18 protein-coding genes are annotated in these 24,959 nt (G+C 67.0%); 10 read left to right on the top strand and 8 right to left on the bottom strand.

The window, feature by feature from the left end:
• Nucleotides 1–95 precede the first annotated feature (95 nt).
• A complete protein-coding gene (locus MC380_RS13090; protein WP_242101786.1) occupies nucleotides 96–2,432 on the top strand; it encodes an NADP-dependent malic enzyme in 2,337 nt (778 codons plus the stop codon).
• Nucleotides 2,433–2,460: 28 nt separating this feature from the next.
• Here the strand turns inward: MC380_RS13090 and MC380_RS13085 are convergent, their stop codons facing one another.
• The 8 genes from MC380_RS13085 to MC380_RS13050 all read right to left on the bottom strand — a co-directional run bounded on the left by MC380_RS13085 (nucleotide 2,461) and on the right by MC380_RS13050 (nucleotide 13,731).
• Nucleotides 2,461–3,978, bottom strand: a complete 1,518-nt coding sequence (locus MC380_RS13085) for a tryptophan halogenase family protein (RefSeq protein WP_242165262.1) — start codon at nucleotides 3,976–3,978, stop codon at nucleotides 2,461–2,463.
• An 11-nt stretch (nucleotides 3,979–3,989) separates the two neighbouring features.
• Entirely contained in the window at nucleotides 3,990–5,006 is a 1,017-nt protein-coding gene (locus MC380_RS13080; protein ID WP_242165259.1) for a cupin-like domain-containing protein, read from the bottom strand.
• Complete coding sequence (locus MC380_RS13075) at nucleotides 4,990–5,697, bottom strand: SapC family protein (protein WP_242101783.1); 708 nt, start codon at nucleotides 5,695–5,697, stop codon at nucleotides 4,990–4,992. The genes MC380_RS13080 and MC380_RS13075 overlap by 17 nt, the downstream gene beginning before the upstream one ends.
• A 29-nt stretch (nucleotides 5,698–5,726) precedes the next feature.
• Nucleotides 5,727–7,277, bottom strand: a complete 1,551-nt coding sequence (locus tag MC380_RS13070; RefSeq protein WP_242165257.1) for a tryptophan halogenase family protein — start codon at nucleotides 7,275–7,277, stop codon at nucleotides 5,727–5,729.
• A gap of 108 nt (nucleotides 7,278–7,385) precedes the next feature.
• Entirely contained in the window at nucleotides 7,386–10,433 is a 3,048-nt protein-coding gene (locus tag MC380_RS13065) for a TonB-dependent receptor (RefSeq protein ID WP_242101781.1), read from the bottom strand.
• 474 nt (nucleotides 10,434–10,907) lie between these two features.
• Complete coding sequence (locus tag MC380_RS13060) at nucleotides 10,908–11,306, bottom strand: STAS domain-containing protein (protein WP_242101780.1); 399 nt, start codon at nucleotides 11,304–11,306, stop codon at nucleotides 10,908–10,910.
• 17 nt (nucleotides 11,307–11,323) lie between these two features.
• On the bottom strand, nucleotides 11,324–11,743 hold the full coding sequence (locus tag MC380_RS13055) for an ATP-binding protein (RefSeq protein WP_242101779.1): 420 nt from the start codon (nucleotides 11,741–11,743) through the stop codon (nucleotides 11,324–11,326).
• Complete coding sequence (locus tag MC380_RS13050) at nucleotides 11,743–13,731, bottom strand: SpoIIE family protein phosphatase (RefSeq protein WP_242165255.1); 1,989 nt, start codon at nucleotides 13,729–13,731, stop codon at nucleotides 11,743–11,745. The genes MC380_RS13055 and MC380_RS13050 overlap by 1 nt, the downstream gene beginning before the upstream one ends.
• Before the next feature lie 334 nt (nucleotides 13,732–14,065).
• Here MC380_RS13050 and aceE point away from each other — a divergent pair, with 334 nt between their 5' ends.
• From aceE to MC380_RS13005, 9 genes are all read left to right on the top strand, one after another.
• On the top strand, nucleotides 14,066–16,840 hold the full coding sequence (gene aceE, locus MC380_RS13045; protein ID WP_242165253.1) for a pyruvate dehydrogenase (acetyl-transferring), homodimeric type: 2,775 nt from the start codon (nucleotides 14,066–14,068) through the stop codon (nucleotides 16,838–16,840).
• Between the two features lie 87 nt (nucleotides 16,841–16,927).
• The gene (locus MC380_RS13040; RefSeq protein ID WP_242165251.1) at nucleotides 16,928–18,271 is read left to right on the top strand and encodes a methyltransferase domain-containing protein; all 1,344 of its coding nucleotides are present in this window, start codon (nucleotides 16,928–16,930) and stop codon (nucleotides 18,269–18,271) included.
• 11 nt (nucleotides 18,272–18,282) lie between these two features.
• Nucleotides 18,283–19,188, top strand: a complete 906-nt coding sequence (locus MC380_RS13035) for a glycosyltransferase family A protein (protein ID WP_242165249.1) — start codon at nucleotides 18,283–18,285, stop codon at nucleotides 19,186–19,188.
• Nucleotides 19,185–19,859: a CmcI family methyltransferase gene (locus tag MC380_RS13030; RefSeq protein WP_242165247.1), complete on the top strand. Its 675-nt coding sequence runs from the start codon at nucleotides 19,185–19,187 to the stop codon at nucleotides 19,857–19,859. The genes MC380_RS13035 and MC380_RS13030 overlap by 4 nt, the downstream gene beginning before the upstream one ends.
• Nucleotides 19,860–19,992: 133 nt before the next feature.
• Nucleotides 19,993–21,069: an alpha/beta fold hydrolase gene (locus MC380_RS13025; RefSeq protein WP_242165245.1), complete on the top strand. Its 1,077-nt coding sequence runs from the start codon at nucleotides 19,993–19,995 to the stop codon at nucleotides 21,067–21,069.
• 153 nt (nucleotides 21,070–21,222) lie between these two features.
• The gene (gene mddA, locus MC380_RS13020; protein WP_242165243.1) at nucleotides 21,223–21,999 is read left to right on the top strand and encodes a methanethiol S-methyltransferase; all 777 of its coding nucleotides are present in this window, start codon (nucleotides 21,223–21,225) and stop codon (nucleotides 21,997–21,999) included.
• 167 nt (nucleotides 22,000–22,166) lie between these two features.
• On the top strand, nucleotides 22,167–22,937 hold the full coding sequence (locus MC380_RS13015) for a hypothetical protein (RefSeq protein WP_242101774.1): 771 nt from the start codon (nucleotides 22,167–22,169) through the stop codon (nucleotides 22,935–22,937).
• Nucleotides 22,938–22,951: 14 nt separating this feature from the next.
• On the top strand, nucleotides 22,952–23,770 hold the full coding sequence (locus MC380_RS13010; RefSeq protein WP_242165241.1) for an AraC family transcriptional regulator: 819 nt from the start codon (nucleotides 22,952–22,954) through the stop codon (nucleotides 23,768–23,770).
• A 75-nt stretch (nucleotides 23,771–23,845) separates the two neighbouring features.
• Nucleotides 23,846–24,907: a serine hydrolase gene (locus MC380_RS13005; protein ID WP_242165240.1), complete on the top strand. Its 1,062-nt coding sequence runs from the start codon at nucleotides 23,846–23,848 to the stop codon at nucleotides 24,905–24,907.
• Nucleotides 24,908–24,959: the final 52 nt, after the last annotated feature.

Here is a 24,959-nt window from a genome sequence, read left to right as displayed (position 1 = left end):
GCGCCAAAGTGGCGCTCCTGCAGGATTACCGCATCGCGGCAGGCGTAAACGGCCGAGCCGCTAGAATCAACGGCCCTTCATCGCGATCCGGCCCGATGTCCGACCAGCCCCCGCAAGACCCATCCAGGCAGGACGACCTGAAGCAGGCGGCGCTCGAGTACCACCGCACCGCGCCCAAGGGCAAGATCCGGGTCACGGCGACCAAACCGATGCTGACCCAGCGCGACCTGGCGCTGGCCTATTCCCCGGGTGTGGCCTACGCCTGCGAGGCGATCGTCGCCGATCCCAACTGTGCCAGCGAATACACCGCACGCGGCAACCTGGTAGCGGTGGTATCCAACGGCACCGCGGTGCTCGGCCTGGGCAATATCGGCCCGCTGGCCGGCAAGCCGGTGATGGAAGGCAAGGGCGTGCTGTTCCAGAAGTTCGCTGGGATCGACGTGTTCGACATCGAGATCGACGAGCACGATCCGGACAAGCTGGTCGACATCATCGCCAGCCTGGAACCGACCTTCGGCGGCATCAACCTGGAGGACATCAAGGCGCCGGAATGCTTCATCGTCGAGCGCAAACTGCGCGAGCGGATGAAGATCCCGGTGTTCCACGACGACCAGCACGGCACCGCGATCATCGTCGGCGCCGCGGTGCTCAACGCGCTGGAAGTGGTCGGCAAGAAGATCGAAGAAGTGACCCTGGCCACCGCTGGCGCCGGCGCGGCGGGCATCGCCTGCCTGGACATGCTGGTGGCGCTGGGAATGAAGCCCGAGCACATCCTGGCGGTGGACCGCGAGGGTGTGCTCTACACCGGTCGCCCGCACCTGGACCCGGACAAGGCGCGCTACGCGCGCGACACCGACAAGCGCACGTTGGCCGAGATCGTGGAGGGCGCCGACATCTTCCTGGGCCTGGCCGCCGGCGGCGTGCTCAAGCCGGAGATGGTCGCGACGATGGCCGAGCGACCGATCATCCTCGCGCTCGCCAATCCTTATCCGGAAATCCTGCCCGAGGACGCGAAGCGCGTCCGCCCGGACTGCATCATCGCCACCGGCCGTTCGGACTACCCGAACCAGGTCAATAACGCGCTGTGCTTTCCCTACATCTTCCGTGGCGCGCTGGACGTGGGCGCCACCGAGATCAACGAAGCGATGAAGCTGGCCTGCGTGCGCGCGATCGCGCAGCTGGCGCGGATGGAATCGTCCGACCTGGGCAGCGCCTACGGCGGCGACGTGCCGTGCTTCGGCCCGGAATACCTGATCCCGCGCCCGTTCGATCCGCGCTTGCTGACCATCCTCGCGCCGGCGGTGGCGGAGGCAGCGATGGATTCGGGCATCGCCCTGCGGCCGCTGGACAGCGTGGCTGCCTACCGCGAGAAGCTGGGCCAGTTCATCCATCGCAGCGGCCTGGTGATGAAGCCGGTGTACGAGCGCGCGCGCGCCGAACGCCAGCGCATCGTGTATGCCGAAGGCGAGGAGGAAGTGGTGCTGCGCGCGGTGCAGACGATCATCGACGAGCAGCTGGCCTCGCCGATCCTGATCGGGCGGCCGGACGTGATCGAGCAGCGCATCGAGCGCCTTGGCCTGCGCATGCGTCCGGGCGTGGACTTCGAGCTGACCAATATCAACTCGGACCCGCGCTTCGACGAATACTGGCAGCAATACCACGCCCTCACCGAACGCCGCGGCGTGACCCCGGCGGCGGCCAAGAACCTGCTGCGCTCCCGGCCCACCCTGATCGCGGCGCTGATGGTCGAACGCGGCGAAGCCGATGCGCTGATCACCGGCATCGTCGGCCGCTACCACAAGAAGCTCGGCTACCTGCGCAGCGTGTTCGACTTCGACAAGGGCATCACCGGCACCGCGGCGATGACCGGGGTGATCAACGATCGCGGCATCTGGTTCTTCCTCGACACCCATGTGCAGCTCGATCCCAGCGCCGAACAGATCGCCGAGGCCACCCTGCAGGCGACCTACCGGCTCAAGCTGTTCGGGATCGAGCCGAAGGTCGCGCTGCTGTCGCACTCCAACTTCGGCAGCCATACCGATGCCAGCGCGCAGAAGATGGCCCAGGTCTACAAGATCCTGCGCAAGCGTGTGCCACGGCTGGAAGTGGATGGCGAGATGATGGCCGACACCGCCTGGGACGAGGGCCTGCGCACGCGCATGTTCCCGCACACCACGCTCACCGGCCGCGCCAACCTGTTCGTGATGCCCAACCTGGATGCGGCCAACATCGCCTACAACATGGTCCGGGTCATGACCGATGGCGTCGCCTTGGGCCCGATCCTGATGGGCCTGGACCAGCCGGCGCACATCCTCACGCCGGCCAGCACCGTGCGCCGGGTGATCAACATGACCGCGATCGCCGCGGTCGAGGCGCAGATCCGCAAGGCGCAGCGGCTCGACGCCACCGGCAGGCTGATGCGCGACGAGTAGCGTGAACACCGGCCCCGGGCGCGGTGGCCTAGGGCGTTGCGGCGGCCGGGCAATAGGTCCCGACATACGCCTGGTGAGAGGGCAGCTGCCGCACCGTGCGGTCGACATGCGCGCGGATGTCGCCGAGGAACTTCGACAGTTCGGCATCCCCCATCAGTTCGGTCACCGGATGCCGCGTGCGCGGCACGATGCCTTGGCCGAGCATCACCTGGATCCACGAGTTCTCCGCGAACAACTCATCGGGGATGCGGAACACGCGCCCGCTGTCGCGGAACAGCTCGATCCGATGGCGCAGCGACGACGGAACATCCATTTCGCGGCAGGTACGCCAGAACGGCGTGTCCTGGCGATCGGTGACGTGGTAATGCAGGATGATGAAATCGCGGATGTGTTCGATTTCCCAGGTGGTCTGCCTGTTGTACTCGTCCACGTCGGCTTGGCTGATGCCTGCGGACGGAAACAGCTGCAGCAGCCGCAGCACGCCGCGCTGGATCAGGTGGATGCTGGTGGATTCGATCGGCTCGAGGAAGCCGCTGGCCAGGCCGATCGCCACGCAGTTGCCGGTCCATGTGCGGCGGCGCTGACCAGGACGGAAGCGGATCACGCGCGGTTCGGTCAGTAGCTCGCCCTGCACATTGCCGAGCAGGGTCTGCCGGGCATGCTCGTCGTCGATGAAGCGGCTGCCGTAGACGATGCCGTTGCCGACGCGGTGTTGCAGCGGAATGCGCCACTGCCAGCCGGCATCGCGTGCGATCGAGCGGGTATACGGCACCGCATCGCCCACCGACGAGGTCTGCAGTGCGATCGCGCTGTCGCAATGCAGCCATTGCGACCAATCTTCCCACTGCGCGCCCAGGGTCTTGTCGATCAGCAGCCCGCGGAAGCCGGTGCAGTCGATGAACAGGTCGCCGTCGATCGTGTCGCCCGAGTCGAGTCGCAGCGCCTGGATGCGCTGCGACTCGCGATCGGCGACGACTTCCGCGATCCTGCCCTCGATCCGGCGCACGCCATAGCCTTCGCTGAACCTGCGCAGGAATTTGGCGTAGAGCCCGGCATCCATGTGGAAGGCGTAGTTCATGCCGCCGCGCGGCAGGTGCGCGAAGCGGTTCTCGAGCGCGGCCTTCAGTTCCAGGCAGTAGTCGCCGTAGTCGCCCGCCAGGCCGCGCTCGCGACCCTTGAGCCAGAAGTGCTGGAAGCCTGCGGTCCAGTGGTCCTTGCCGGTGATGCCGAAGGAATGGATGTAATGCCGGCCCAGGTCGCGCCAGTTCTCGAAGCTGATGCCGAGCTTGAACGTGGCCTGGGTGGCGGCCATGAATTCCTGTTCGTTGATCTCCAGGATCCGGTGGAAGGTCACCAACGTGGGGATTGTGGCTTCGCCGACGCCGACGGTGCCGATCTCGTCGGATTCGACCAGGGTGATGTCGAGCACCTTGCCCAATGTCTTCGACAGCGCGGCGGCCACCATCCATCCGGCCGTGCCGCCGCCGGCGATGACCACCCGCCGGATCGGCGCGTGCACGGTGTCGTCGACTGCGGGTTCACTCACGTTGGATTCCTTCAGCGGTTCAAGCGTTTGAGCAGGCGTGCGCGCAGGCGGCGCACGGCGTCGGCGTCCAGCGGCGCGAGCGCGCCGCGCGCAGATTCCGGAATGTGGTTGGCGGTGGCATCGTCGGCCTCGAACACGTAGTGCTCGAACACGTCGCGCCACACCGCGCGCTGGTCCGCCGGCAGGTCGCGCACGGTCATCAGCGCCAGCATCAGCGCATTCATCGGCGTGTCCATCCATTCCGGCGTCTGCCGCCACCAGTAGTTGACGAGCGCGTTGAAGCCTTCCAGCGCCTCGATGTGGTGCCACCACATGCTCGGAATCAGCAGCGCATCGCCCGCATCCAGTTCCGCCACCTGCGCGTGTTCCAGCGCCTGCGCGAACCGGGGAAAACGGTTGAAATCCGGCGCCGCGAAATCGACCAGGCTGACCGGCTGTCCGGCCGGAGTGAGATCCAGCGGGCCGATGTAGAGATTGCGCAGCTGCTGCGGCGGGAACAGGGTGATGCGGCGGCGGCCAGCCACCACGCAGGCCAGATTGTCCGGCACGTCCTGATGCGCGGCGATCCGGGTGCGGTTGCCGATCCAGATGCTGGCCAGAGGATTGCGATCGCCCAGGTCTAGGTCGTTCTCGGCGCGGAAGCCGGGCAGGAAACTCTCCAGCGAGGTGGACGCGATGTAAATCGCCGGCGGCGCGTCCTGCTCGAGGTATTTCAGCAACGTGTCCAGTGCCACTCGCAGCGGTACCTGCTGTTGCCTGAAATTGAAGCCGCTCATGTCGGCGTTGTAGAAGAAGCGGCCGCCGATTTCGGGCGGACCCACCGTGGCGACCACCGGCATCCGCGCCGGATCGAAGCGCGCGAGATAGGCGCAGGCCGCATGCGGCGAATCGCGCGCGGCGCGCACCACCGGCCAGTCCGCCACCAGCCCGCGCAGCACCACCGGCTGCCCCGAATGCAGCAACGCGTCGGGCAGGGCGCGCGGATCGATGTCCGCGCGTTCGGCGACCGGACTAGGCGTCGCGGCCATGGCGTCGGTTGACCCGGTCGATCAGGTCGCGCAGGTGCGCCAGCGACGCCACCGCCATGTACACCGGCTCCAGGTGCCCTTGCCGGTGCAGCCGTTCCAGCGCCGCGCCGTCCAGCGCGCGCAGGCGCTCCTCGTTGATGGTGTAGAAGCCGGCGAGCCGGTGCTCGGATCCGTCGTCGAGCTGGATGTCGAGCACGAAGGACTCGAGCAGGTCGTGCGCCAGCAGGGCATCGATGAAGGCGGGCGTGGCCTGCAGGCCCTCGTGCAGCGCGCGCAGCACGGAATTCATCCGCTCCAGGAACGCGCTGGTGCCCCCATGGGGCAGGAACAGCGCTTCGCCGCAATCGGTGCCGATCCGCGGGCTCTCCAGGTCGACGTGCATCGCCAGCTCCTCGCCCTCGCGCCCGATCAGGAACGGCTGGCGCTCGATCGCGAGCGGGATGTAGGGCGCGTCCCAGCGCTCGCCGTCCAGGAACAGGTTCTGTCCCGGGGTGAAGCCGAACAGCGCCAGCGGCTGGAAGCCGCCATCGGCGGTCTTCTGGAACACGATCGGGTAACAGGCCTGCACATTGCGCAGCTCGGCTGGAAAGGTCACCGCATACATCACCGCGTCCCCGTAAGCGGCGCCGCGCGCGGCGATGACGCGCAATCGGGCGTGGTCGATATTGTTGAGCGGGACGTGCTGCGCCATGTGCGGTTTCCGAAACGGTAGGACGACGATCAGATGCGGGGCATGCCGCGCTGGCGGACGTGGTCGAGCATCTGGCGATGCCCGGGCAGTGCCGCCAGCATCTTGCGGGTCAGCCCTGCCACCTCGCCGAAATGACCCTCGGCGCGCTGCACCTCGTCGCTGCGCCGGGTGGTTGCGCGCTGCTCGGGAACGAAACCCATGCCATACAGGATGTACTGCCAGCTGGCCGAAGGGAACACTTCGTCGACCCGGTCCAGGTCGTAGCGCGAGGGCGGCTGATGCCGCCACAGCGCCAGCAGCTCCTGCAGCCGCTCCGGAACCGACTCGGCGCGCCGGTTGTCGCGCCAGTAGTCGCTATCGTCGCGCTGGCTGAGCACGTAGTGCAGCTTGAGGAAATCGACCACGCGTTCGAAGCGGTAGGCGAAGGCGTCGTTGAAGCGCCGGGCAATGCTGTCCATGGTGTCGCGGGTGGCCGGCATCTGCTCGCTGAGCATGGTCGCGGCCAGCTCCACCAGCACCAGCGAGGAGGCTTCCAGCGGCTCCACGAATCCACTCGCCAGTCCCGCCGCCACGCAATTGCGATGCCAGGTCTGCGAGCGATAGCCCGGTTCGAAGCCCAGCCGCACCGGCACCAGGTCCTGCTCGGCTAAACCGGCATCGCGCACGTAGCGGCGCAGCTCGGCTTCCGCGTCCTCGTCGCTGCTGTGCGCGCTCGAATACACGTGGCCGATGCCGCGCCGCGATTGCAGGCCGATGTCCCAGATCCATCCGTTGCGCTGCGCGGTGGACACGGTCTGGCAGGCGATCGGCGCCTCCGCCGTGGGGTAGGGCACCTGCAGCGCCAGCGCGCGGTCGTTGAACAGCACATCGCGCACCGCCACCGGGCCGATGCCGTAATGCCCGTCCAGCAACAGGGCGCGCATGCCGCTGCAGTCGACGAACAGGTCGCCGGCAATCGCGCCGTGGTCGCGGGTGCGCAGCGCGGCGATGTCGCCGCTCTCGTGCACGTCGATCTCGCTGACATGGTCGGCGACATGGCGCACGCCCAGGCGCTGGGTGCAGTGGTTACGCAGGAACACGCCGAGCTTGCCCGCGTCCAGGTGGTAGGCGTAGTTGGCGACCGCGGCGAATTCGGGCGTGGAGAACTGCTTGGGCGCCTTGCCCGCCTCGCACAGGTGCGGTTGCACGCTCACCAGCTCGCCGAACGGCACGTCGCGGTGCGCCAGCCAGCCGGCAACCAGATTGGTGTCGAGATAGCCTTGCGGCAGCACGAACGGGTGGTAGTAGCTGTCGTCGTCGCGGTCCGTGGTCCAGCGCACGAACTTCGAGCCCTGCTTGAATGCTGCGTCGCATTCGCGGATGAAGTCGGTCTCGGACACGCCGATCCGGCGCAGGGTGTCGCGCATCGTCGGCCAGGTGCCCTCGCCCACGCCGATGGTAGGCACGTCCGGCGATTCGATCAGGGTGACCTGCAATCCCGTTGCGGAGGCGGTGTCATGGTCGGCCGCAATTATCGCGGCGGTCAGCCAGCCGGCCGAGCCGCCGCCCAGGATCACGATGTGGCGCACTGCATCAGCCAACCGGGGAACTCCAGCGCAGGACGGTCGCACGGCAAGCATAGGCGCAAACGAAGAAGCCGCTGGGTTCCAGCGGCTTCTCCTGCTGCGCGGCGCGTGCCGCGCCCACCATCAGAATTTGTAACGGAAACCCAACGCGTAGCGCGGGCCGGTCTGGGTGGCGAACAGCACCTGGTTCTGGTGACGTCCGTGGATACGCTGGGTCTCATCGGTCAGGTTGATGCCCTCGAACTGGATCGAGAACTGGTCGGTTACCGCATAGCCCACGCTGAGGTCGAGTTGGCCGTAGGCCTCGGTGTAGTTCGGGTTCGGACCCGCGCCGTCGAAACGGCCCGACAGGAACTCGTCGCGCCAGTTGTAGGCCGCACGCACCTGCCACGGACCCTTGTCGTAGAACGCCACCAGATTCGCCGAATCGCTCAGGCCCTCCAGCGCGAACTGCTCTCCGACCACGTAGTTGTCGTAGGTCAGGTCGGAATCGACGATGGTGTAGTTGGCGGCCAAGCCGAAGCCGGTTTCGCCGAACACGTGCTGGACGTTGAATTCCCAGCCGTCGAGTTCGGCCGAACGCTGGTTGGCGGGCGAGGTGATGCGGAAGTTCGCGATCGGGTCGCCCGGCTGGCCGACGATGGTGCCGGTGAAGTTGCCCGTGCTGTCCACGCCGGTCGCATCCACGCCCGGGTCGCCGTCGTGGTTTTCGAAGATGAAGTTGCGGATGCAGACCACATCGGAGGTCGGGCAGCCGCTGGCGATCGCCTCGTTCCAGTACGCGCCGCCCACCGGGGTGTGGAGGTCGAACGGCGTGTCCTGGACCTGGGTGACGCCGATGTAGTTGTCGATGTCCTTGCGGAAATAGCCGACCGACAGGTAGCTCGATTCGGCGTAATACCATTCGAACGACAGGTCGAAGTTCTTCGACAGCAGCGGCTCGAGCGCGGGATTGCCCTGGTTGCCGGTGCCTCCGTCCACGCGCACGATCTGGTCCAGGGTCTGCCCGCCCTGGATGTCGGCCCAGCCCGGCCTGCCGATGGTCTCGCCGTAGCTGCCGCGCAGCACCATGCTGTCGGTGAGCTCCATGCTCAGGTCCACGCTGGGCAGCACGTAGTCGTATTCGCCCTTGAGCGTGGTGAAGCCGGGTTCGCCGAAGATCACGTTGAGCTCGTTCGCGGCGCCCCAGGAAATGGCGGTCGCGATCGGCACCAGCGCTGAGGATTCCACCTCGGTCTTCTCGTAGCGCACGCCGACCGCGGCATTGATCGGCATCGCGGTTTCCCAGCGGGTCGACCACTGCACATAGGCGCTCTGCGACTTCTCGTTGGTGCGCAGGTCGCGGCTGTACGCGTCGGGCGCGCGGTACCAGTCCTCTCGTCCGGTCAGCTCGGCGGCGCGATCGCGCAGGCGCTCGAAATCGAACAGCAGGAAAGTGTCCGTGAAGCCCGGATCGTTGTGGCCGGAGAACTGGTCGAAGTACTGGCCGATCGTGTCGACCGACCAGATGTTGTCCTCGTAGTCCGCAGGCGTGCCTACGCCGCCCCAGGTGTCGCGCTGCATGAAGCCGTAGGCCGTGCGGTTGTTGACCTCGGTGCTCGAGATGCCGAAGTCCAGCGCGGAGTAGTCGCCGAACTCCCATTTGCCGCGCACCTGGCCCTGTTCGACCTCGGACTTGGTATAGGCGTTGTGGAACACCGAGCCGGTCACCAGCGCCTGCGAGGGCTGCACCGCGGTCAGGCCGGTCGGCAGCTGCACGTTCAGCACCGGGAAGTCGCCACTGAAATCGACCGACGTGGTGCCGCGCACGAAGGCCGCCACGCCGAGTACGCCGGCCGAACCATAGGGGCTATCGGGGCGGGATTCGGCGGTGGAATCGTGATAGTCGAAGTTCAGATCCAGCGAATCGGTCACTTCCCATTCGACATTGAAGCCCACCGACTCGTTCTCGTTTCGGGTGGCGAAACGCGCACCGCCCATGGACAGGTCGGACGGGGCGCCGTTCGGATCGATGATTTCCGAGTAGAAATCCGGAGCCGCCACCGGACCGTCGGTCCAAGCGCTCTCGGACGGGCCGAAGTTGAACCACACCGACAGCTCGTTGCGCTGCTGCTGGATCTTGTTCTCGGAGTAGGTGTAGTCCAGCGTGGTGGTGATGCGGTCGGTCGGCGCCCACTGCATGACCAGCTGGCCGTTGGTGCGCTGACGCTGCACGCCGTTGACGTTGTAGTTGAGGTTCTGCGGCACCGAGTAGATGTCGGTGGGATCGGGTCGGTTGGTGATGTTCTCAGAACCCGGCGCGCCCGGTTGCGGGATCGTGCCCCAGTTGTTCTCGTCGCCACGGAACGGGCCGCGCCAGCCGTTGCCGACCGCGACCTGGCTGAAGCCGAAGTCGCGTTCCTGGTAGCTCGCGCTTACGCCGATACCGAACTTGCCGTCGGCGAAGGTGTTGCTGAAGATCGCCGACATTTCCGGCGTGAGCGTGTTGCCCTGCAGCGTGTCCGGCAGGTTTTCGTTGGAGGTGTCGTGAACCGCCTTCAGGCCCACGTTGCCGACGAAGCCCGGGTTGTCCAGCGGGCGCGCGGTCTTGATGTTGATGGTCGCGCCGATGCCGCCGGTCGGGGTGCTGGCGCGGCTGGTCTTGTAGACCTCGACTTCGGAGATCGCTTCCGAAGCCAGGTTGGCGAAATCGAATGCGCGCGAGTTGGACACGCCGGCGCCGCCACCGCCCAGGCTGGAGGCCGGCATCTGCCGCCCGTTCAACAGCACCAGGTTGAAGTCGGGGCCGACGCCGCGCACCGTGACCTTGGAACCTTCGCCGAGCGAGCGGTCGATCGACACGCCGCTGATGCGCTGCAGCGATTCGGCCAGGTTGGTGTCGGGGAACTTGCCGATGTCCTCGGCGACGATCCCGTCGACCACGCCTTGCGAGTTGCGCTTGAGGTTCATCGACGAGGTCAGGCTTCCGCGGATGCCGGTGACCACGACCGCGTCGAGCTCGGTCGGATCGTCGGTCGCCGTCGCGGTTTGCGGCGAAGCGCTATCGCTCGCAGTCGCGGAAGGATCCGTCTGCGGTTCTTCGGCGACCTGTGCGTAAGCAGGCTGCCCTAATGCAAGCAGCAGTGCAGACACGAGCAGTCGCTGCCTGGGCATCACCTGGCGTGGCTTCATCGATCGTTCTCCCCGAATCGCGCGAAAGTTTTTTTGTTGTTGCCGTAACGCGACGCGCACGGCCGTCGCGTCGTGGTCGCATTGGAGCGTCGATTGACAGCGTTGTCAACATGAGCCAGAACAAGCCTAAGTCATTATTTTTATTAATTTTTGCTGTGTTTTGTGTTGCGTCGCAGCACAAGTCGTTACAAGTTGGAAACGGTTACACCGCGTCGCATGCTTGCTCATCTAGAACTGCGCGTGCGGTGGTTGCGCGGCATGATTGATACCCATCGATGTTCGCGATGTGCGTGGCGCGCAATGCCCCGGTCGTTTGTTCCGGTCGTTTTTTTCCACGAGCGTGTAGCAGATGCTGGGCGGTTGCTCATGCCAGTGACACCGCCTGCAACAAATGGCAAGCATTGAAGGCTCGACCCCGAGGACTTCATGCGGAGGCGGGTTGGCTCGGACGCCGCGCACGCTCGCAGGACAGCGCTAATAGCTGTCGTTGCCGTCCTCGTCGTCGCCACGCAGGACCTTGCGTTGCATCGCGTCGAGGTAGGCGTCCGCTTCTGCCGTCGAAGCGAAGATCTCGCCCATCGGCACCGCCTTGACCAGGTCGAAGACCTTCTGGATCTGCGGCTGCGGGTTGACCACCAATACCTTGCCGTCGCGTGCCGCTAGTGCCTTGCGCGCCTTGAAGATCGAGCGGATGCCGGCCGAGCTGATGTATTCCAGGCCGGCAAGGTCGAGCACCAGCGAGTGGATGTCGGAAGCCAGCAGCGGTGCCAACCGCTGGTCGAACTCGCCGAAGGTATGGGTATCGAGGCGACCATCCAGGGCGACGCGCGAACTGCCCGCGCGGGCAGGCTCGATGCGGATCCGGAGATTCATGGCGACGCTCCTTCCAGTCAGTGCGCGGGCAACACCACGCGCAGGATGTTGTACGGTTCTTCACGGGTGTAACTGACGCTTTCCGCCAGGCTGCGGACCAGGTGCACTCCCAGGCCGCCGATCCGTCGGTCGAGGGTGCCGGCGTCCAGGTCCGGCTTTGGCGCCGACAACGGATCGAAGGGCCGGCCGGTATCGCGGAACTCGACCAGCAGGCGTGCACCGGAGCGTGCGATGTCGACCAGGATCTGTTGCTGTGGCCCGCGCTCGCCAGCGTCCAGGCCGTGGTCCATCGCGTTGCTCGCCACTTCCTCTACGATCAGGCGCAGATCGCCGCGGGCGTTCGCGGCGATCGCGTGCTCGGCCAGCGCGCGGTCGATTGCATCGAGCAGTTCGCCCAGGTGCTCGCGCCGGTTCGGCACCGAGATCTTCAGTCGCATCACCGACTCCCTTCGACGTCGATGGACCAGCATAGTGCGAGCAAGGTGATGTCGTCGGATTGCCCAGCGCCGCCGACGAAGCCGCGCACCGCTCCGGCCAGCGCGGTACAGAGTTGCTGCGGATTTGCGTCCGGGAGCAACGCGTCCAGCAGGCGCTCCTCCCCGAACGCCTGCTGGCGAGTGTCGAAGGCCTCGCTGATGCCGTCGGTGTAGGCCAGCAGGGCGTCGCCCGGCTGTAGCCGGCCTCGCCAGACCGGATAGTGATCCGCGATCTCGAGTCCCAGCGGCGGGCCCGCCTGCACCGGCAGGAATTCGCGGCGGCCGTCGGCATGCACCCGGACCGGAGACTCGTGTCCGGCGCTCGCCAGCTGCAGTTCGCCGCTGGCCACGTCCATAAGCCCGCACAGCACGGTGGCGAACATGCAGGTGTCGTTGCCTTCGACCAACCGCGATGCGGCCGCGCGCAATGCCTGCTCGGGCGTACCGCCGAGCCCGGCCGCGACTTCCATCACGGTGATCGTGCGGGCCATGAACAGCGCCGCCGGGACACCCTTGTCGGAGACATCGCCGATCGCGAACCACAACTGCCGGCCGTCGCGGGCGAAGAACGTGTAGAAGTCGCCACCCACCGCCTTGGCCGGTTCCAGCAGCGCATGCGCGCGCAGGACGTGGCCGCCCTGCCGCAGCACCGGTGCGGGATGCAGCATCGCCAATTGGATGTCGCGTGCGATCGACAGCTCGCTTTCCAGCTTCTGCCGGCTGCGCGCCAGCCGCTCGATCTCACCCAGCTGGGCGCGGATCGACGCGCGCGCGCGATCGAACGCACGCGCCAGCAGGCCGACTTCATCGCTGCGTTCGGTATGCGGCAGCGGCCAGTCGAAGTCGCCCCTGACGAAATGACCTGCCGAATCGCTCAACGCGAGCAGCGGCCCGGTGATCGGGCGCGCGATCAGCGACAGCACCAGCACGAGCAACAGCACGGCCAGCAGACCGCCGCCGATGACCGCGCGGGTGCTGCGCGAGAGTTCGTCCAGCGCATAGCGCTCGGACACGGTGACCAATACGGTCCAGGCGCTGTGCGGCACCGGCTGGACCATGGCGATACGGCGCATGCGGGTGACCGGATCGGAGTAAGTCACGTTGGCGGGACGGCGTTCGCGCACGGCTTCCAGCAGCGGTCGCAGCGCGCCGTTGTCGACTTCCCTGGCGCGCGCATCCAGGCTGACGCGCAGTTCCAGCGCCGGCGAAGGATGCACGACGTACAGGCGCTCCGGGCTCAGTACCAGGCGTTGTACCGGCGAATGCAGCGTCTGCGCGCCGACCAGTGCGGCCAACCTTCGCACCGGCACGTCCAGGCTGACCATGCCAACGGGCTGCGCATCGTCGCGCCGCAGCGGCAGGTTGTAGGTGACGAACATTTCGTTACCGGTGGCGGCGTTGCGATACGGTTCCGACCACCAGGCTTCGCCCCGTCCGACGGTGCGCCGCCACCACGGCTGGTCGTGGTAGTCGTAACCGGGCGAGAGCATCGATTGGGTATGAAAGCGCTCGCCGTCGCGACGCACGTACCAGTGGTAGCCGGGATCGCCCGGCGCGAGCGCGGCCGGTTCCAGGATCAGCATTGCTCCAGCGACATCCACGTCGCCCTTCACCGCCGCATGCAGCAGCGCGGCGAACGTGCGTGGATCATGGCCGACGCCGTGCACCGCTTCGGCCAGGGTGGCCGCGCCCACCTCCACTGAGCCCAGCTTCGCGCCCAGGCCCAGTGCGGTCTGTTCGGCCAGCGCACGGATCTCGCGTTGGCTCTGGGACAGCAGCAGTTCGCGTGCGCTCGCCTGGACGATCAGAGTCGCCGCGACCAGCACCGCGACGCTGCCCAGGGCCATCCCCAGCAGCAGCCGTGACCGCAGGCTGCGATACCAGGGCACGGCCCGGACATCGCGCTCGGGCACGACCGCCGTTGCCGCGAAGCCCGTCGCCTGCGCCATGGCCCGCCCGATGCAATTCGCCGTCCCGAGCATCGAAGCGACCCCCGGCAGTGTCAAGCGAACCGGCGGCGCGTACGCCGGTTCACGCAGGGCGTCACGCTTTGCCGCCGACGCATCTCCGTTTCCCCTCGCGCGTCGTCCGCCACGGCTGGCCCGATGGCCAGCGTCTGGCGAGGCGTCGGCCAGGCCCGGCAGCGCTCGGAAGCGCCGCCGCCTCTACGTTTTGGATTTCACCCGGATTAATCGCGCTGCAGCATTCGGACCTCGGCCTGCCGCTGCTAGACTCGCTCTCCATCGACCCAGATCCCGGTAGAACCCCGGCCCCGGAGCGCGCATGAACGACTGGCTGAGCGACCTGCTGCAGAACGACCCCGACCCGGTCGAGTCGCGCGAGTGGATCGAATCGATCAAGGCCGTGATCGATCACGACGGGGCCGAGCGCGCGCACCAGCTGCTCGAAGGCATGGTCGAGCTGACCCGCCGCGCCGGCGCGCACCTGCCCTTCGCGCCCACCACTGAATACATCAACACCATCCCGACCCATCTCGAGCCGAAGATGCCGGGCGACGCGACCATGGAATGGCGGATCCGCTCGATCATCCGCTGGAACGCCATGGCCATGGTGGTGCGCGCCAACCGCAAGCCGGGCGACCTGGGCGGCCATATCGCCAGCTTCGCCAGCTCGGCCACGCTGTACGACGTGGGCTTCAACCACTTCTGGCGGGCGCCGTCCGACGATCACCCGGGTGATTTGCTCTACGTGCAGGGTCACAGCTCGCCGGGCATCTACGCGCGCGCCTTCCTCGAAGGCCGCATCAGCGAATCCCAGCTCGACCACTTCCGCATGGAGGTCGATGGTCGCGGCGTGTCCAGCTATCCGCATCCGTGGTTGATGCCCGAGTTCTGGCAGACGCCGACCGTGTCCATGGGCTTGGGTCCCATCGCCGCCATCTACCAGGCGCGCAACTGGAAATACCTGGAAGCGCGCGGCCTGATGCCCAAGAGCGACCGCAAGGTGTGGTGCTTCATGGGCGATGGCGAATGCGACGAGCCCGAATCGCTCGGCGCGATTTCCGTGGCCGGGCGCGAAGGCCTGGACAACCTGGTGTTCGTCATCAACTGCAACCTGCAGCGGCTCGACGGACCGGTGCGCGGCAACGGCAAGATCATCCAGGAGCTGGAAGGCGCGTTCCGCGGCGCCGGCTGGAACGTGGTGAAGACGGTCTGGGGAAGCTACTGGGATCCGCTGCTGGCCAAGGACACCAGCGGGGCGCTCAAGCGGGTGATGATGGAAACCGTCGACGGCGAATACCAGAACTGCAAGGCCTTCGGCGGTGCGTACACACGCGAGCATTTCTTCGGCAAGACGCCCGAAACCCTGGCGATGGTCGCCAACATGTCCGACGACGACATCTGGCGCCTCAACCGCGGCGGCCACGATCCGCACAAGGTCTACGCCGCCTACGACAACGCCATGAAGACCAAGGGCCAGCCGACCGTGATCCTGGCCAAGACGGTCAAGGGTTACGGCATGGGCGCCTCGGGCGAGGCGCTCAACCCGACCCACCAGACCAAGAAGCTCGACGACGACGCGGTGCGCGCCTTCCGCGACCGCTTCAAGATCCCGGTGGCCGACGCCCAGCTCAACGACCACCAGGTCCCGTTCTACCACCCGGGCGAAAAGTCGCCGGAGGTCGAGTACCTGATGGAACGCCGGCATGCGCTCGGCGGCTTCCTGCCAAAACGCCGGCCCAAGAGCACGCAGGTGTTCGAGGCGCCGAAGCTCGAAACCTTCGATCGTTTGCTCAAGTCCACCGGCGAGCGCGAGATCAGCACCACCATGGCCTTCGTGCAGGCGCTCAATATCATCCTGCGCGACAAGCAGGTGGGCCCGCGCGTGGTGCCGATCGTGGCCGACGAAGCGCGTACCTTCGGCATGGAAGGCCTGTTCCGGCAGCTGGGCATCTACGCGCCGCAGGGCCAGAAGTACAAGCCGGTCGATGCCGACCAGCTCATGTTCTACCGCGAGGACGCCGCCGGGCAGGTGCTCGAAGAGGGCATCACCGAGGCCGGTGCGTTCTCAAGCTGGATGGCCGCGGCCACCAGCTACAGCACCAACGACCTGCCGCTGCTGCCGTTCTACATCTACTACTCGATGTTCGGCTTCCAGCGCATCGGCGATTCCGCGTGGCAGGCTGCCGACATGCGCGCGCGCGGCTTCCTGCTGGGCGCTACCGCCGGTCGTACCACCCTGAACGGGGAAGGGTTGCAGCACGAGGACGGCCATAGCCACCTGCTGTCCGGCGCCATTCCCAACTGCCGCAGCTACGATCCCACCTTCGGTTTCGAGGTCGCGGTGATCGTGCAGCACGGCATGCAGCGCATGCTCAAGGACCAGGTGGACGAGTACTACTACCTGACCCTCATGAACGAGAACTACGCCCACCCCGACATGCCCGAAGGCGCGGCCGAGGGGATCATCAAGGGCATGTACCTGCTCAGCTCGACTTCCGCCAACGGCAGCGCCTCCCCCGCGAACGGTGGCAAAGCGCGCAGCGCCGCCGCCGCGGCAGGCGAGGGCAGTAACACGAAGAAGAAACCCACCACGCCGCATGTGCAGCTGCTCGGCTCCGGCACCATCCTGCGCGAAGCCATCGCCGCGGCCGAACTGCTGGACAAGGACTTCGGCGTCACCGCCGACATCTGGAGCTGCCCCAGCTTCACCGAGCTGCGTCGCGATGGTTACGACGCCGAACGCTTCAACCGCTTCAACCCCGAGGCGAAGAAACCGCGCAAGGCCTACGTCACCGAACTGCTGGAAGGCCGCCAAGGGCCGGTCATCGCCGCCACCGACTACGTGCGCGCCTATGCCGACCAGATCCGCGCCTTCGTGCCGTCGTCGACGTACACGGTTCTCGGCACCGACGGTTTCGGCCGCAGCGACACCCGCGCCAACCTGCGCCGCCACTTCGAGGTGGACCGCTACTACATCGCGCACGCCGCCATCGCCGCACTTGCGACCGAAGGCAAGATGACGGCCAAGGATGTCGCGCGCGCGATCAAGCAGTACAAGATCGACGCGGAGAAGCCCAACCCGATCGGGGTGTAGCCCTTCGGCGATATCGAGGAGGTCTGGGTCTATCTCCTTGTTGCAGACGCCCGATGGGCGTCTCGACCCTTGGCTACGGAACTGCTGATGCACGCGTCCTCACTCGAAAATATGTATCGGTGCCATGCGCGCTACCTGCCACCCAAGGTGCTCCGGGCGCGCGGCGAAATGACAGTGCTGGACGTCGGCGGTGCGGATGTCAATGGCGGCTACCGCGAGGTATTTGCAGATCCACAGTTCCACTACAAAACCGTGGACCTGGCCGAAGGCCGTGGCGTCGACATCGTGCTGGAAGATCCGTACAGATTCCCGGTCGAAGACCATTCTGTCGATATCGTGCTTTCCGGGCAGATGCTCGAGCACTGCGAGTTCTTCTGGCTGAGCTTCGCCGAGATGATGCGGGTGCTGAAGCCCGATGGTTTCCTGTTCCTGATCGCGCCGTCCGCGGGTCCGATCCATCGCTATCCGGTCGACTGCTACCGTTTTTATCCCGATGCCTACCGGGCCCTGTCCAAGTACGCCGGCTGCCACTTGCTGGAGGTCTGGCTCGACGAACGCGGGCCATGGCGCGATCTGGTGGGCGTGTTCTCCTGGCAGCAGATGGCGCAACCGGTGGGTTATACGCCACCGATTCGCGCAACCGCGCCGGTCGATGTGCCCCCGGGCACGCCAGAGGAAGAGGCGGTGCAGGGCAGTACGTCCTACCTGCAGGTGCTCGAGCGTCTGCATGATGTGCTGGAACCGGCGCTCTACCTGGAGATCGGCGTGCGACACGGTCGCAGCCTTGCGCTGGCAAAAGGCATTGCGATCGGCGTGGATCCAGACCCGGAGGTCGCCGATGGACTGTTGCCGCCGACGACCCGCCTGATCAGCCTGGCAAGCGACGACTTCTTCCGCGATGTCGCCGCGACGGAGATGCCGGACGCTCCGGACCTGGTGTTCATCGATGGCATGCACCTGTTCGAGTACGCGCTTCGGGATTTCATGCACGTCGAGCGGATGTCCAGGCCGGGTACGCTAGTGGTGATCGACGACATCCTTCCGTCGCATCCGACGCAGGCCGAGCGCAACCGGCGCAGCCGCGTGTGGACGGGCGACATCTGGAAGCTGCAACGCTGCCTGGCGGAACTGCGTCCCGACCTGACCCTGATCGCCCTGGATACATCGCCCACCGGCTTGTTGCTCATCGCCGGTCTCGACCCGGCCAACCGCGTGCTGTGGGATCGTTACAACCCGATCGTGCGTGAGTACCGGGCGGAGCTGCCACCGCCGCGCGAAGTGCTGGAGCGGACGGACGCAATGGATCCAGCCGATGCCCGGGTCGCGGCCGTGCTGGCGACATTGCGCCAATGCAGGAGCGACGGCTCCACGCGCGCTGCAGTCGCAGCCCGGCTGCGTGCAGCGCTTGCGAAAGGCACGGCCGCCGAATGAGCTTGCCGCGCGTGTCGCTGGTGGTGATTGCCTACAACATGGCGCGCGAGTTGCCGCGCACGCTGCGGAGCCTGTCTCCGGCATACCAGCGGGATATCGGCGCCGAAGATTACGAAGTCATCGTCGTCGACAACGGTTCGGCGGAGCCGTTGGACGCATCACAGCTCACGGCGCTGTGTCCGAACGCAACCATCCACACCATGACGAACGCACCGCCTTCTCCGGTGTCCGCGATCAACCATGGCCTGGCGTTGGCCCGCGGCGATCTGGTGGGCGTGCTCATCGACGGCGCACGGATGGCATCGCCGCGGCTGGTTGCGACGGCGCTCGAGGCATCCAGGCTGCACCCACGCCCGGTGATCGGCACGCTCGCCTTCCACCTCGGTCCCGACGTGCAGATGCGCAGCGTGGCCAAGGGCTACAACCAGCAGGTCGAGGACGCATTGCTGGATTCCATCGACTGGATTGCCGATGGCTACCAGCTGTTCTTGATTTCGGTTCTTGCCGGTTCATCGGCGCATGGATGGTTCACGATCCCATCGGAAACCAACGCCCTGTTCCTGGGTCGCGACCACTGGCGTGACCTGGGTGGTTACGACCCGGCATTCGCTGCGCCCGGCGGCGGCTTGGTCAACCTCGATACCTGGGCGCGCGCATGCGCCGACCCGGCCGCTTGCGTGACGCTGTTGCTGGGCGAGGCGACCTTCCATCAGGTACACGGCGGCATCGCGACCAACTCCGCAGAATCGAAGTGGTCCGTGTTTCACGACGAGTATGTTCGCGTGCGCGGCGTCGCGTACGCGCGGCCTACTGGCCTACCGTTCCTGTTCGGCCGCCTGCATCCGGCGGTCATGCCCAGCCTCCAGGTGTCCCTGCAGCACCACCTGCAACTCGATGCACAAGGAAAGAAGGCATGAGCGAACACGCACCAGAAGCCACGATGGGGCGCGCCTTTGCTTCAGCGATCGGCGCCGATGCCCTCGACCGCATCCAGGCCGGCACCATGCGCACGGTGTATCGCAACGTGCCCTTCTTCAAGAGCCCGTTCGACATCTCGCTGTACCTGCAGTTGCTGTCGCGGCTGATGCCGCGCACGGTGATCGAGATCGGCACGAAGTTCGGCGGTAGCGCGCTCTGGTTTGCCGACATGCTGACCGCGCACGGCGTGGCGGACCCTGCCGTCCTGTCGGTGGACATCGAGCCATTGGCCCGCTTTACCGACCCACGAATCACGTTCCTGCAAGGCGACGCAAAGCGCCTCGACAAGGTATTGCCACCGGACCTGTTGCAGCGCTGTGCTCGACCCCTTCTGGTGATCGAGGACAGCAGCCATCATTACCCCGAGACCATGGCGGTCCTGGAATATTTCCACGCGCACCTGCAGCAAGGCGACTACATCGTGGTCGAGGACGGCATCGTGTCGCAGCTATCGGGGGCGCATTACCGCCAGTACCAGGATGGCCCCAACCGGGGCGTTGCCGACTTCCTCGCCCGGCACGAGGGGGCCTACGCCATCGACACGGCGTTGTGCGACCAGTTCGGACACAACGTGACCTACAACCCCAACGGTTGGCTACGGCGAACCTGACACCGCCGGAGGGAGCGCGAAGGACGGCGCGCGGAGGCTCGACCTGTAGGCGATGGGGCTGAAATAGCCGAACTCCGTCGGCGCATGCCTACCCGCGCTATCCTGCGACCGCCTTCTCCGCCCCGGGCGCGCGATGAAGCAGTGCATCCGCTACGTGCTTACCGACGACCAGGTCCAGCTGGCCTGGGCCGAGGCCGGGCGCGGGCCGCCGCTGGTGAAGGCAGCCACCTGGCTGACCCATCTGCAGTACGACCTGGAAAGCCCGGTCTGGGCGCATTGGATCCGCTTCTTCGCCGAGCACTTCCGCTATATCCGCTACGACGAGCGCGGTTGCGGCATGTCCGATCGCAATGCTGGCGACCTGGCGCAGGAGCACTGGCTGGAAGACCTGGAAACCGTCATCGACGCGGCCGCCATCGACCGCCCTGCCGCGCTGCTGGGCATCAGCCAGGGCGCGGCCACCGCGATCCGCTACGCGGTGCGCCACCCGCAACGCGTTTCGCACCTGATCCTGTACGGCGGCTACGCGGTGGGCGGCCTGAAGACCGACGATGCGCAGCGGCGCGCGCTCTACCAGGCAGTGATGGAAGTGGTCGGCATCGGCTGGGGCAGCAACAACCCGGCCTTTCGCCAGCTGTTCACCGCGCGCTTCGTGCCGCAGGGCACCCAGCCGCAGCTGGACTGGTTCAACGATCTGTGCCGCAACACCACCTCGGCCGCCAATGCGCGGGCGCTGCTGCAGGCGCGCGGCAACGTGGACGTGCGCGAGCTGCTCGGCCAGGTGCGCGTGCCGACCCTCGTGCTGCACTCGTGCAACGACCAGATCGCGCCGCTGTCGCAGGGCCGCTGGCTGGCCAGCCATATCCCGGGCGCCCGCTTCGTGCAGCTGGATTCGCACAACCATGTGCTGCTCGAACACGAGCCGGCCTGGAACGAATTCCGCGAGGCGGTGCTGGAGTTCACCGGCCTGGCCGACGCGGAAGCCGCAGCGGAGGCCGGCCTGATCGCCGCGTTGACCGCACGCGAACGCATGGCCCTGCGCCTGCTGTGCGAAGGCCGCAGCAACGCGCAGATCGGCTGGCAGCTGGGCATCGCCGAGAAGACCGTGCGCAACCACGTCTCCAGCCTGTACCGGAAGCTGGGCGTGCGCAGCCGCGCCGAGGCCATCGTGCTGGCCCATCGCCAGCACCCACCCGAATCGTCCGGTTGAAGCCCCGAAACCGGGACATTTGTCCCGGTGTGCAGCCTGCAGGCGTCAGCAACCGGGACAAGGTTCCCATTGGCCGCAACGCGCCGGCTGCACAGACTGCGGGCATCTGGCGACGGTGCATCTGTCGCGCCGTCGCGTCCCCGGAGATCCCCCATGTCCCGCCTGCTTGCCCTGCTGTATGGCGCCGCGTGCTACGCGGTGTTCCTGGCCACCTTCCTGTATGCCATCCCCTTTGTCGCCGGCATCGGCGTGCCCAAGCACATCGACAACGGCGTGCCGACCGCGCTGCCGCTGGCGCTGGCCATCGACCTGGCCCTGCTGGGACTGTTCGCGGTCCAGCACAGCGGCATGGCGCGGCCCGCGTTCAAGCGCTGGTGGACGCGCATCGTGCCCGCGCCGGTGGAGCGCAGCACCTATGTGCTGGCTAGCAGCCTGGTGCTCGCGCTCCTGTTCTGGCAGTGGCGGCCGTTGACGCCGGCGCTCTGGCAGGTCGAGGAGCCGTCTGCGCGGATCGCGCTGCTGGCGCTGTCCGCGATCGGCTGGCTGCTGGTGCTCACCAGCACCTTCCTGATCAACCACTTCGACCTGTTCGGCCTGCGCCAGGTCTGGCGCCACGCGCGGGGGCAGGGTCCGGCGCCGCACGCGCCGTTCGTGGTGCGCGCGCTGTACCGGATCGTCCGCCATCCGATCATGCTCGGCTTCCTGATCGCATTCTGGGCCACACCGACGATGAGCCTGGGCCACCTGCTGTTCGCGCTGATGACTACCGGCTACATCCTGGTGGCAGTGAAGTTCCTGGAGGAACGCGACCTCATCGCGCAATACGGCGACACCTACCGCGACTACCAGCGCCGTGTGCCGATGATCCTGCCGCTGCCCAAGGGCAGGCCGGTGCACGACGGCCTGGGATCCGCTGCACCACGCCTTTGACCCTGTCCTCGGAGGATGACGTCGAGCGGTGCGCGCCGTGCGGGCCACCGCCCCGCACGCCGAGGTCACCGGCGATGCCGTGATCGCACCCGATCCATGACCTCCGGCCCGTGCCCAGCGCCACCGGAGGCGCATGATCCGCGGACCCCCGCCGTCCGGAGTCCGCCATGCGCCAGCTGCTGCTCGCCTCCTGCATCGCCCTTGCCACCGTGTCCGGTTGCGCCAGCGGCGGCGGGGTGTCGCCATCGCCCGACATCGCCGCGGTGCTGGCCAGCTCCTCGCGTTCGGCCGAGGACCGGGAGCGCGATGCGCGCGACAAGCCGGCCGAAGTGCTGGCGCTGGCGAAGTTAGAGGCGGGCGACACCGTGGCCGACATCCTGGCCGGCAGCGGCTACTACAGCGAGATCCTGTCGGGCATCGTCGGCCCGCAGGGCCAGGTGCTGCTGGTGAACGATGAGCGCTATGACGCGTTCGGCAAGGAAGGCCTCGCCAAGCGGTTGGCGGACGGACGCCTGCCGAACGTGCGGCACGTGGTCGGGCCGAGCGAGGCGCTGGGCATGGGCGAGAACGTGCTGGACGGTGCGGTGATCGTGATGTCGTACCACGACCTGTACTGGGTGGACGAGAAGAAGCCGGACCCGCCGAAGATCGATGCCGGCCAGTTCCTCGACCAGATCGCGCGCGCGCTCAAGCCAGGAGGCGTGCTGCTGGTGGTCGACCACAGCGCCAAGCAAGGCACCGGCAGCAGCGCCGCGCAGACGCTGCACCGCATCGACGAGCAGTTCGCGATCGCCGATTTCAAGCAGCACGGGCTCGCCCTGGAAGCGGAACTTCCGGTGCTGCGCAATGCCGCCGACGATCGCAGCAAGAACGTGTTCGATCCGGCGATCCGCGGCAAGACCGACCGCTTCGTGCACCTGTACCGCAAGGCGAATTGATCGACGGCGCGGGCATGGCACCGGCCGGCCTCCAGTTCGGACACGGCAGCTTCTACGGCGACTATCGCGAGCGGCGCCAGGTCGGCGACCTGGCGCTCGCCGAGCTGCGGCCGACGGTGCCGGAGCACGAGGTCGAAACCCACACCCACGACGACGCGCACTTCCTGCTGCTGCTCGACGGCAACTACCTCAGCAGCGCACGAGGCATGCCCGCCGTCTGCAATACCCGCGCGCTGGTGCTGAATCCGCCGGGCACGACCCACCGCGACTGCTTTCGCGGGCTCGACGGCCGTTTCTTCACCCTGTCCATTCCGGCCGCGCTCTGGCGATCGGCGACCGAGCAGCGCGCGTTGCCGGGACATGCGCTGCAACTGTCACTGTCCGGCCTGGTGCAGGCCACCGGGCTGTGGCGCGAACTGCGCGGCTGGGACAGCGCGTCGCCGCTGGTGATCGAAGCCGGGGTCGAAGCGCTGTTCGACGCCGCCGCACTGGCGCAGCGCGTGCAGCATCGCGACGGCCCGGCCTGGCTCGAACGCGCGCGCGAACAGCTGCACGACGATTGCATCCACACCCCGCGGCTATCCGCGCTGGCGCGCACCGCGGATGTGCATCCCGTCTACTTCGCGCGCGCTTTCCGCCGCCGCTACGGGTGCTCGCCCGGCGAGTACCTGCGCCACTGCCGGATGGAGCGGGCGATCGGCCTGCTGCACGACCGGCACACGAGCCTGGCCGAAGTCGCCGCCGCCTGCGGCTTCGTCGACCAGAGCCACTTCACCCACGCCTTCCGCCGCCGTTACCGCTGCACCCCGGCGCAGTACCGCGCGCTGGCCTGAGCGGCAGGTTCAGAACGTACAAGCCGGGTACCGCCGCGGCTGCTAGGGTACGCGCGCCTTCACGATGGACCGCCCATGCAACTGCTCCGCACCCTGCTGCCCGCCTGCCTCCTTGCACTGAGCCCGATCGCCCACGCCGCCGAGGCAGCCGCAGGCTTCGACGGGCTGACCCGCGCAGTGGAAGCCGGCGACTTCAAACAGATCACCAGCGTGCTGGTCGCCCGCGACGGCAAGCTCCTCTACGAGCACTACTTCGACGACGGCGGCGCCGAAGCCCGCCGCAACACCCGCTCGGCGACCAAGACCGTGGCCGGGATGCTGGTGGGCCTGGCCATCGCCGACGGCAAGCTGCCGGATGCGCAGGCGCCGTTGCTGCCGTACCTGGATTACGCCAGGCCCATCGAGAACGACGATCCGCGCAAGGCCAAGATCACCTTCGAGGACGTCATGACCATGTCCTCGCTGCTGGAATGCCATGACGAGAACCAGTACTCGCGCGGCAACGAGGAACGCATGTACCTGGTCGAGGACTGGGTGAAGTTCTATCTCGACCTGCCGATCCAGGGCTTTCCGGCGTGGATGCCGACACCGGCGCAGTCGCCGTACGGGCGCAACTTCCGTTACTGCACCGCCGGCGTGACCGCGTTGGGCGCGGCGATCCAGGGGGCCGTCGGCGAACGACTGGATGCCTATGCGCAGCGCCGCCTGTTCGCGCCACTGGGCATCGACCAGCCGCAATGGCAATTCTCCCCGCTGGGCCTGCCGCAGGCCGGCGGCGGCCTGGGCCTGCGCAGCCGCGACCTGCTGGCCCTGGGCCAGCTCTACCTCGACGGCGGCAGGCACGACGGCAAAGCCCTGGTCCCCGAAGCCTGGGTGCGCGCGTCGACCGCCGCCCACGCCCGCGTCGACGATGGCGTGGAATACGGCTACCTGTGGTGGCTGATGCAGTTCCCGGTGGGCGACAAGGTCTGGAAGTCGTTCGCCATGAACGGCGCGGGCGGCAACTCGGTGCAGGTGTTCCCCGCCGAGCGCGTGGTGGTGGTGGTCACCACCACCAACTACGACGTGCAGCAGCCGCACCGGCTCACGGCGAAGCTGTTGATGGAGCAGGTGCTGCCCGGCATTCCGGAGAACTGATCGAAGGCGGCGAATCTGTGACCGGGCGCGCGGCTGGCCTGTCATTTTGCCC

The organism is Lysobacter sp. M15, from assembly GCF_022662515.1.
Lineage (GTDB): Bacteria > Pseudomonadota > Gammaproteobacteria > Xanthomonadales > Xanthomonadaceae > JAKPBU01.
Note: the sequence above shows the minus strand (reverse complement) of the source record. Positions and strands in the feature narration are given on the sequence as shown.

Excerpts from the sequence above, each read along its gene's own strand:
- MC380_RS13065 (WP_242101781.1), bottom strand. The coding sequence starts at position 10,433 with ATGAAGCCACGCCAGGTGATGCCCAGGCAGCGACTGCTCGTGTCTGCA.
- MC380_RS13075 (WP_242101783.1), bottom strand. The coding sequence starts at position 5,697 with ATGGCGCAGCACGTCCCGCTCAACAATATCGACCACGCCCGATTGCGC.
- MC380_RS13040 (WP_242165251.1), top strand. The coding sequence starts at position 16,928 with ATGCACGCGTCCTCACTCGAAAATATGTATCGGTGCCATGCGCGCTAC.
- MC380_RS13010 (WP_242165241.1), top strand. The coding sequence starts at position 22,952 with ATGGCACCGGCCGGCCTCCAGTTCGGACACGGCAGCTTCTACGGCGAC.
- MC380_RS13005 (WP_242165240.1), top strand. The coding sequence starts at position 23,846 with ATGCAACTGCTCCGCACCCTGCTGCCCGCCTGCCTCCTTGCACTGAGC.
- MC380_RS13055 (WP_242101779.1), bottom strand. The coding sequence starts at position 11,743 with ATGCGACTGAAGATCTCGGTGCCGAACCGGCGCGAGCACCTGGGCGAA.
- MC380_RS13030 (WP_242165247.1), top strand. The coding sequence starts at position 19,185 with ATGAGCGAACACGCACCAGAAGCCACGATGGGGCGCGCCTTTGCTTCA.
- MC380_RS13015 (WP_242101774.1), top strand. The coding sequence starts at position 22,167 with ATGCGCCAGCTGCTGCTCGCCTCCTGCATCGCCCTTGCCACCGTGTCC.
- MC380_RS13080 (WP_242165259.1), bottom strand. The coding sequence starts at position 5,006 with ATGGCCGCGACGCCTAGTCCGGTCGCCGAACGCGCGGACATCGATCCG.
- MC380_RS13060 (WP_242101780.1), bottom strand. The coding sequence starts at position 11,306 with ATGAATCTCCGGATCCGCATCGAGCCTGCCCGCGCGGGCAGTTCGCGC.
- mddA (WP_242165243.1), top strand. The coding sequence starts at position 21,223 with ATGTCCCGCCTGCTTGCCCTGCTGTATGGCGCCGCGTGCTACGCGGTG.
- aceE (WP_242165253.1), top strand. The coding sequence starts at position 14,066 with ATGAACGACTGGCTGAGCGACCTGCTGCAGAACGACCCCGACCCGGTC.
- MC380_RS13025 (WP_242165245.1), top strand. The coding sequence starts at position 19,993 with ATGAAGCAGTGCATCCGCTACGTGCTTACCGACGACCAGGTCCAGCTG.
- MC380_RS13090 (WP_242101786.1), top strand. The coding sequence starts at position 96 with ATGTCCGACCAGCCCCCGCAAGACCCATCCAGGCAGGACGACCTGAAG.
- MC380_RS13050 (WP_242165255.1), bottom strand. The coding sequence starts at position 13,731 with ATGGCGCAGGCGACGGGCTTCGCGGCAACGGCGGTCGTGCCCGAGCGC.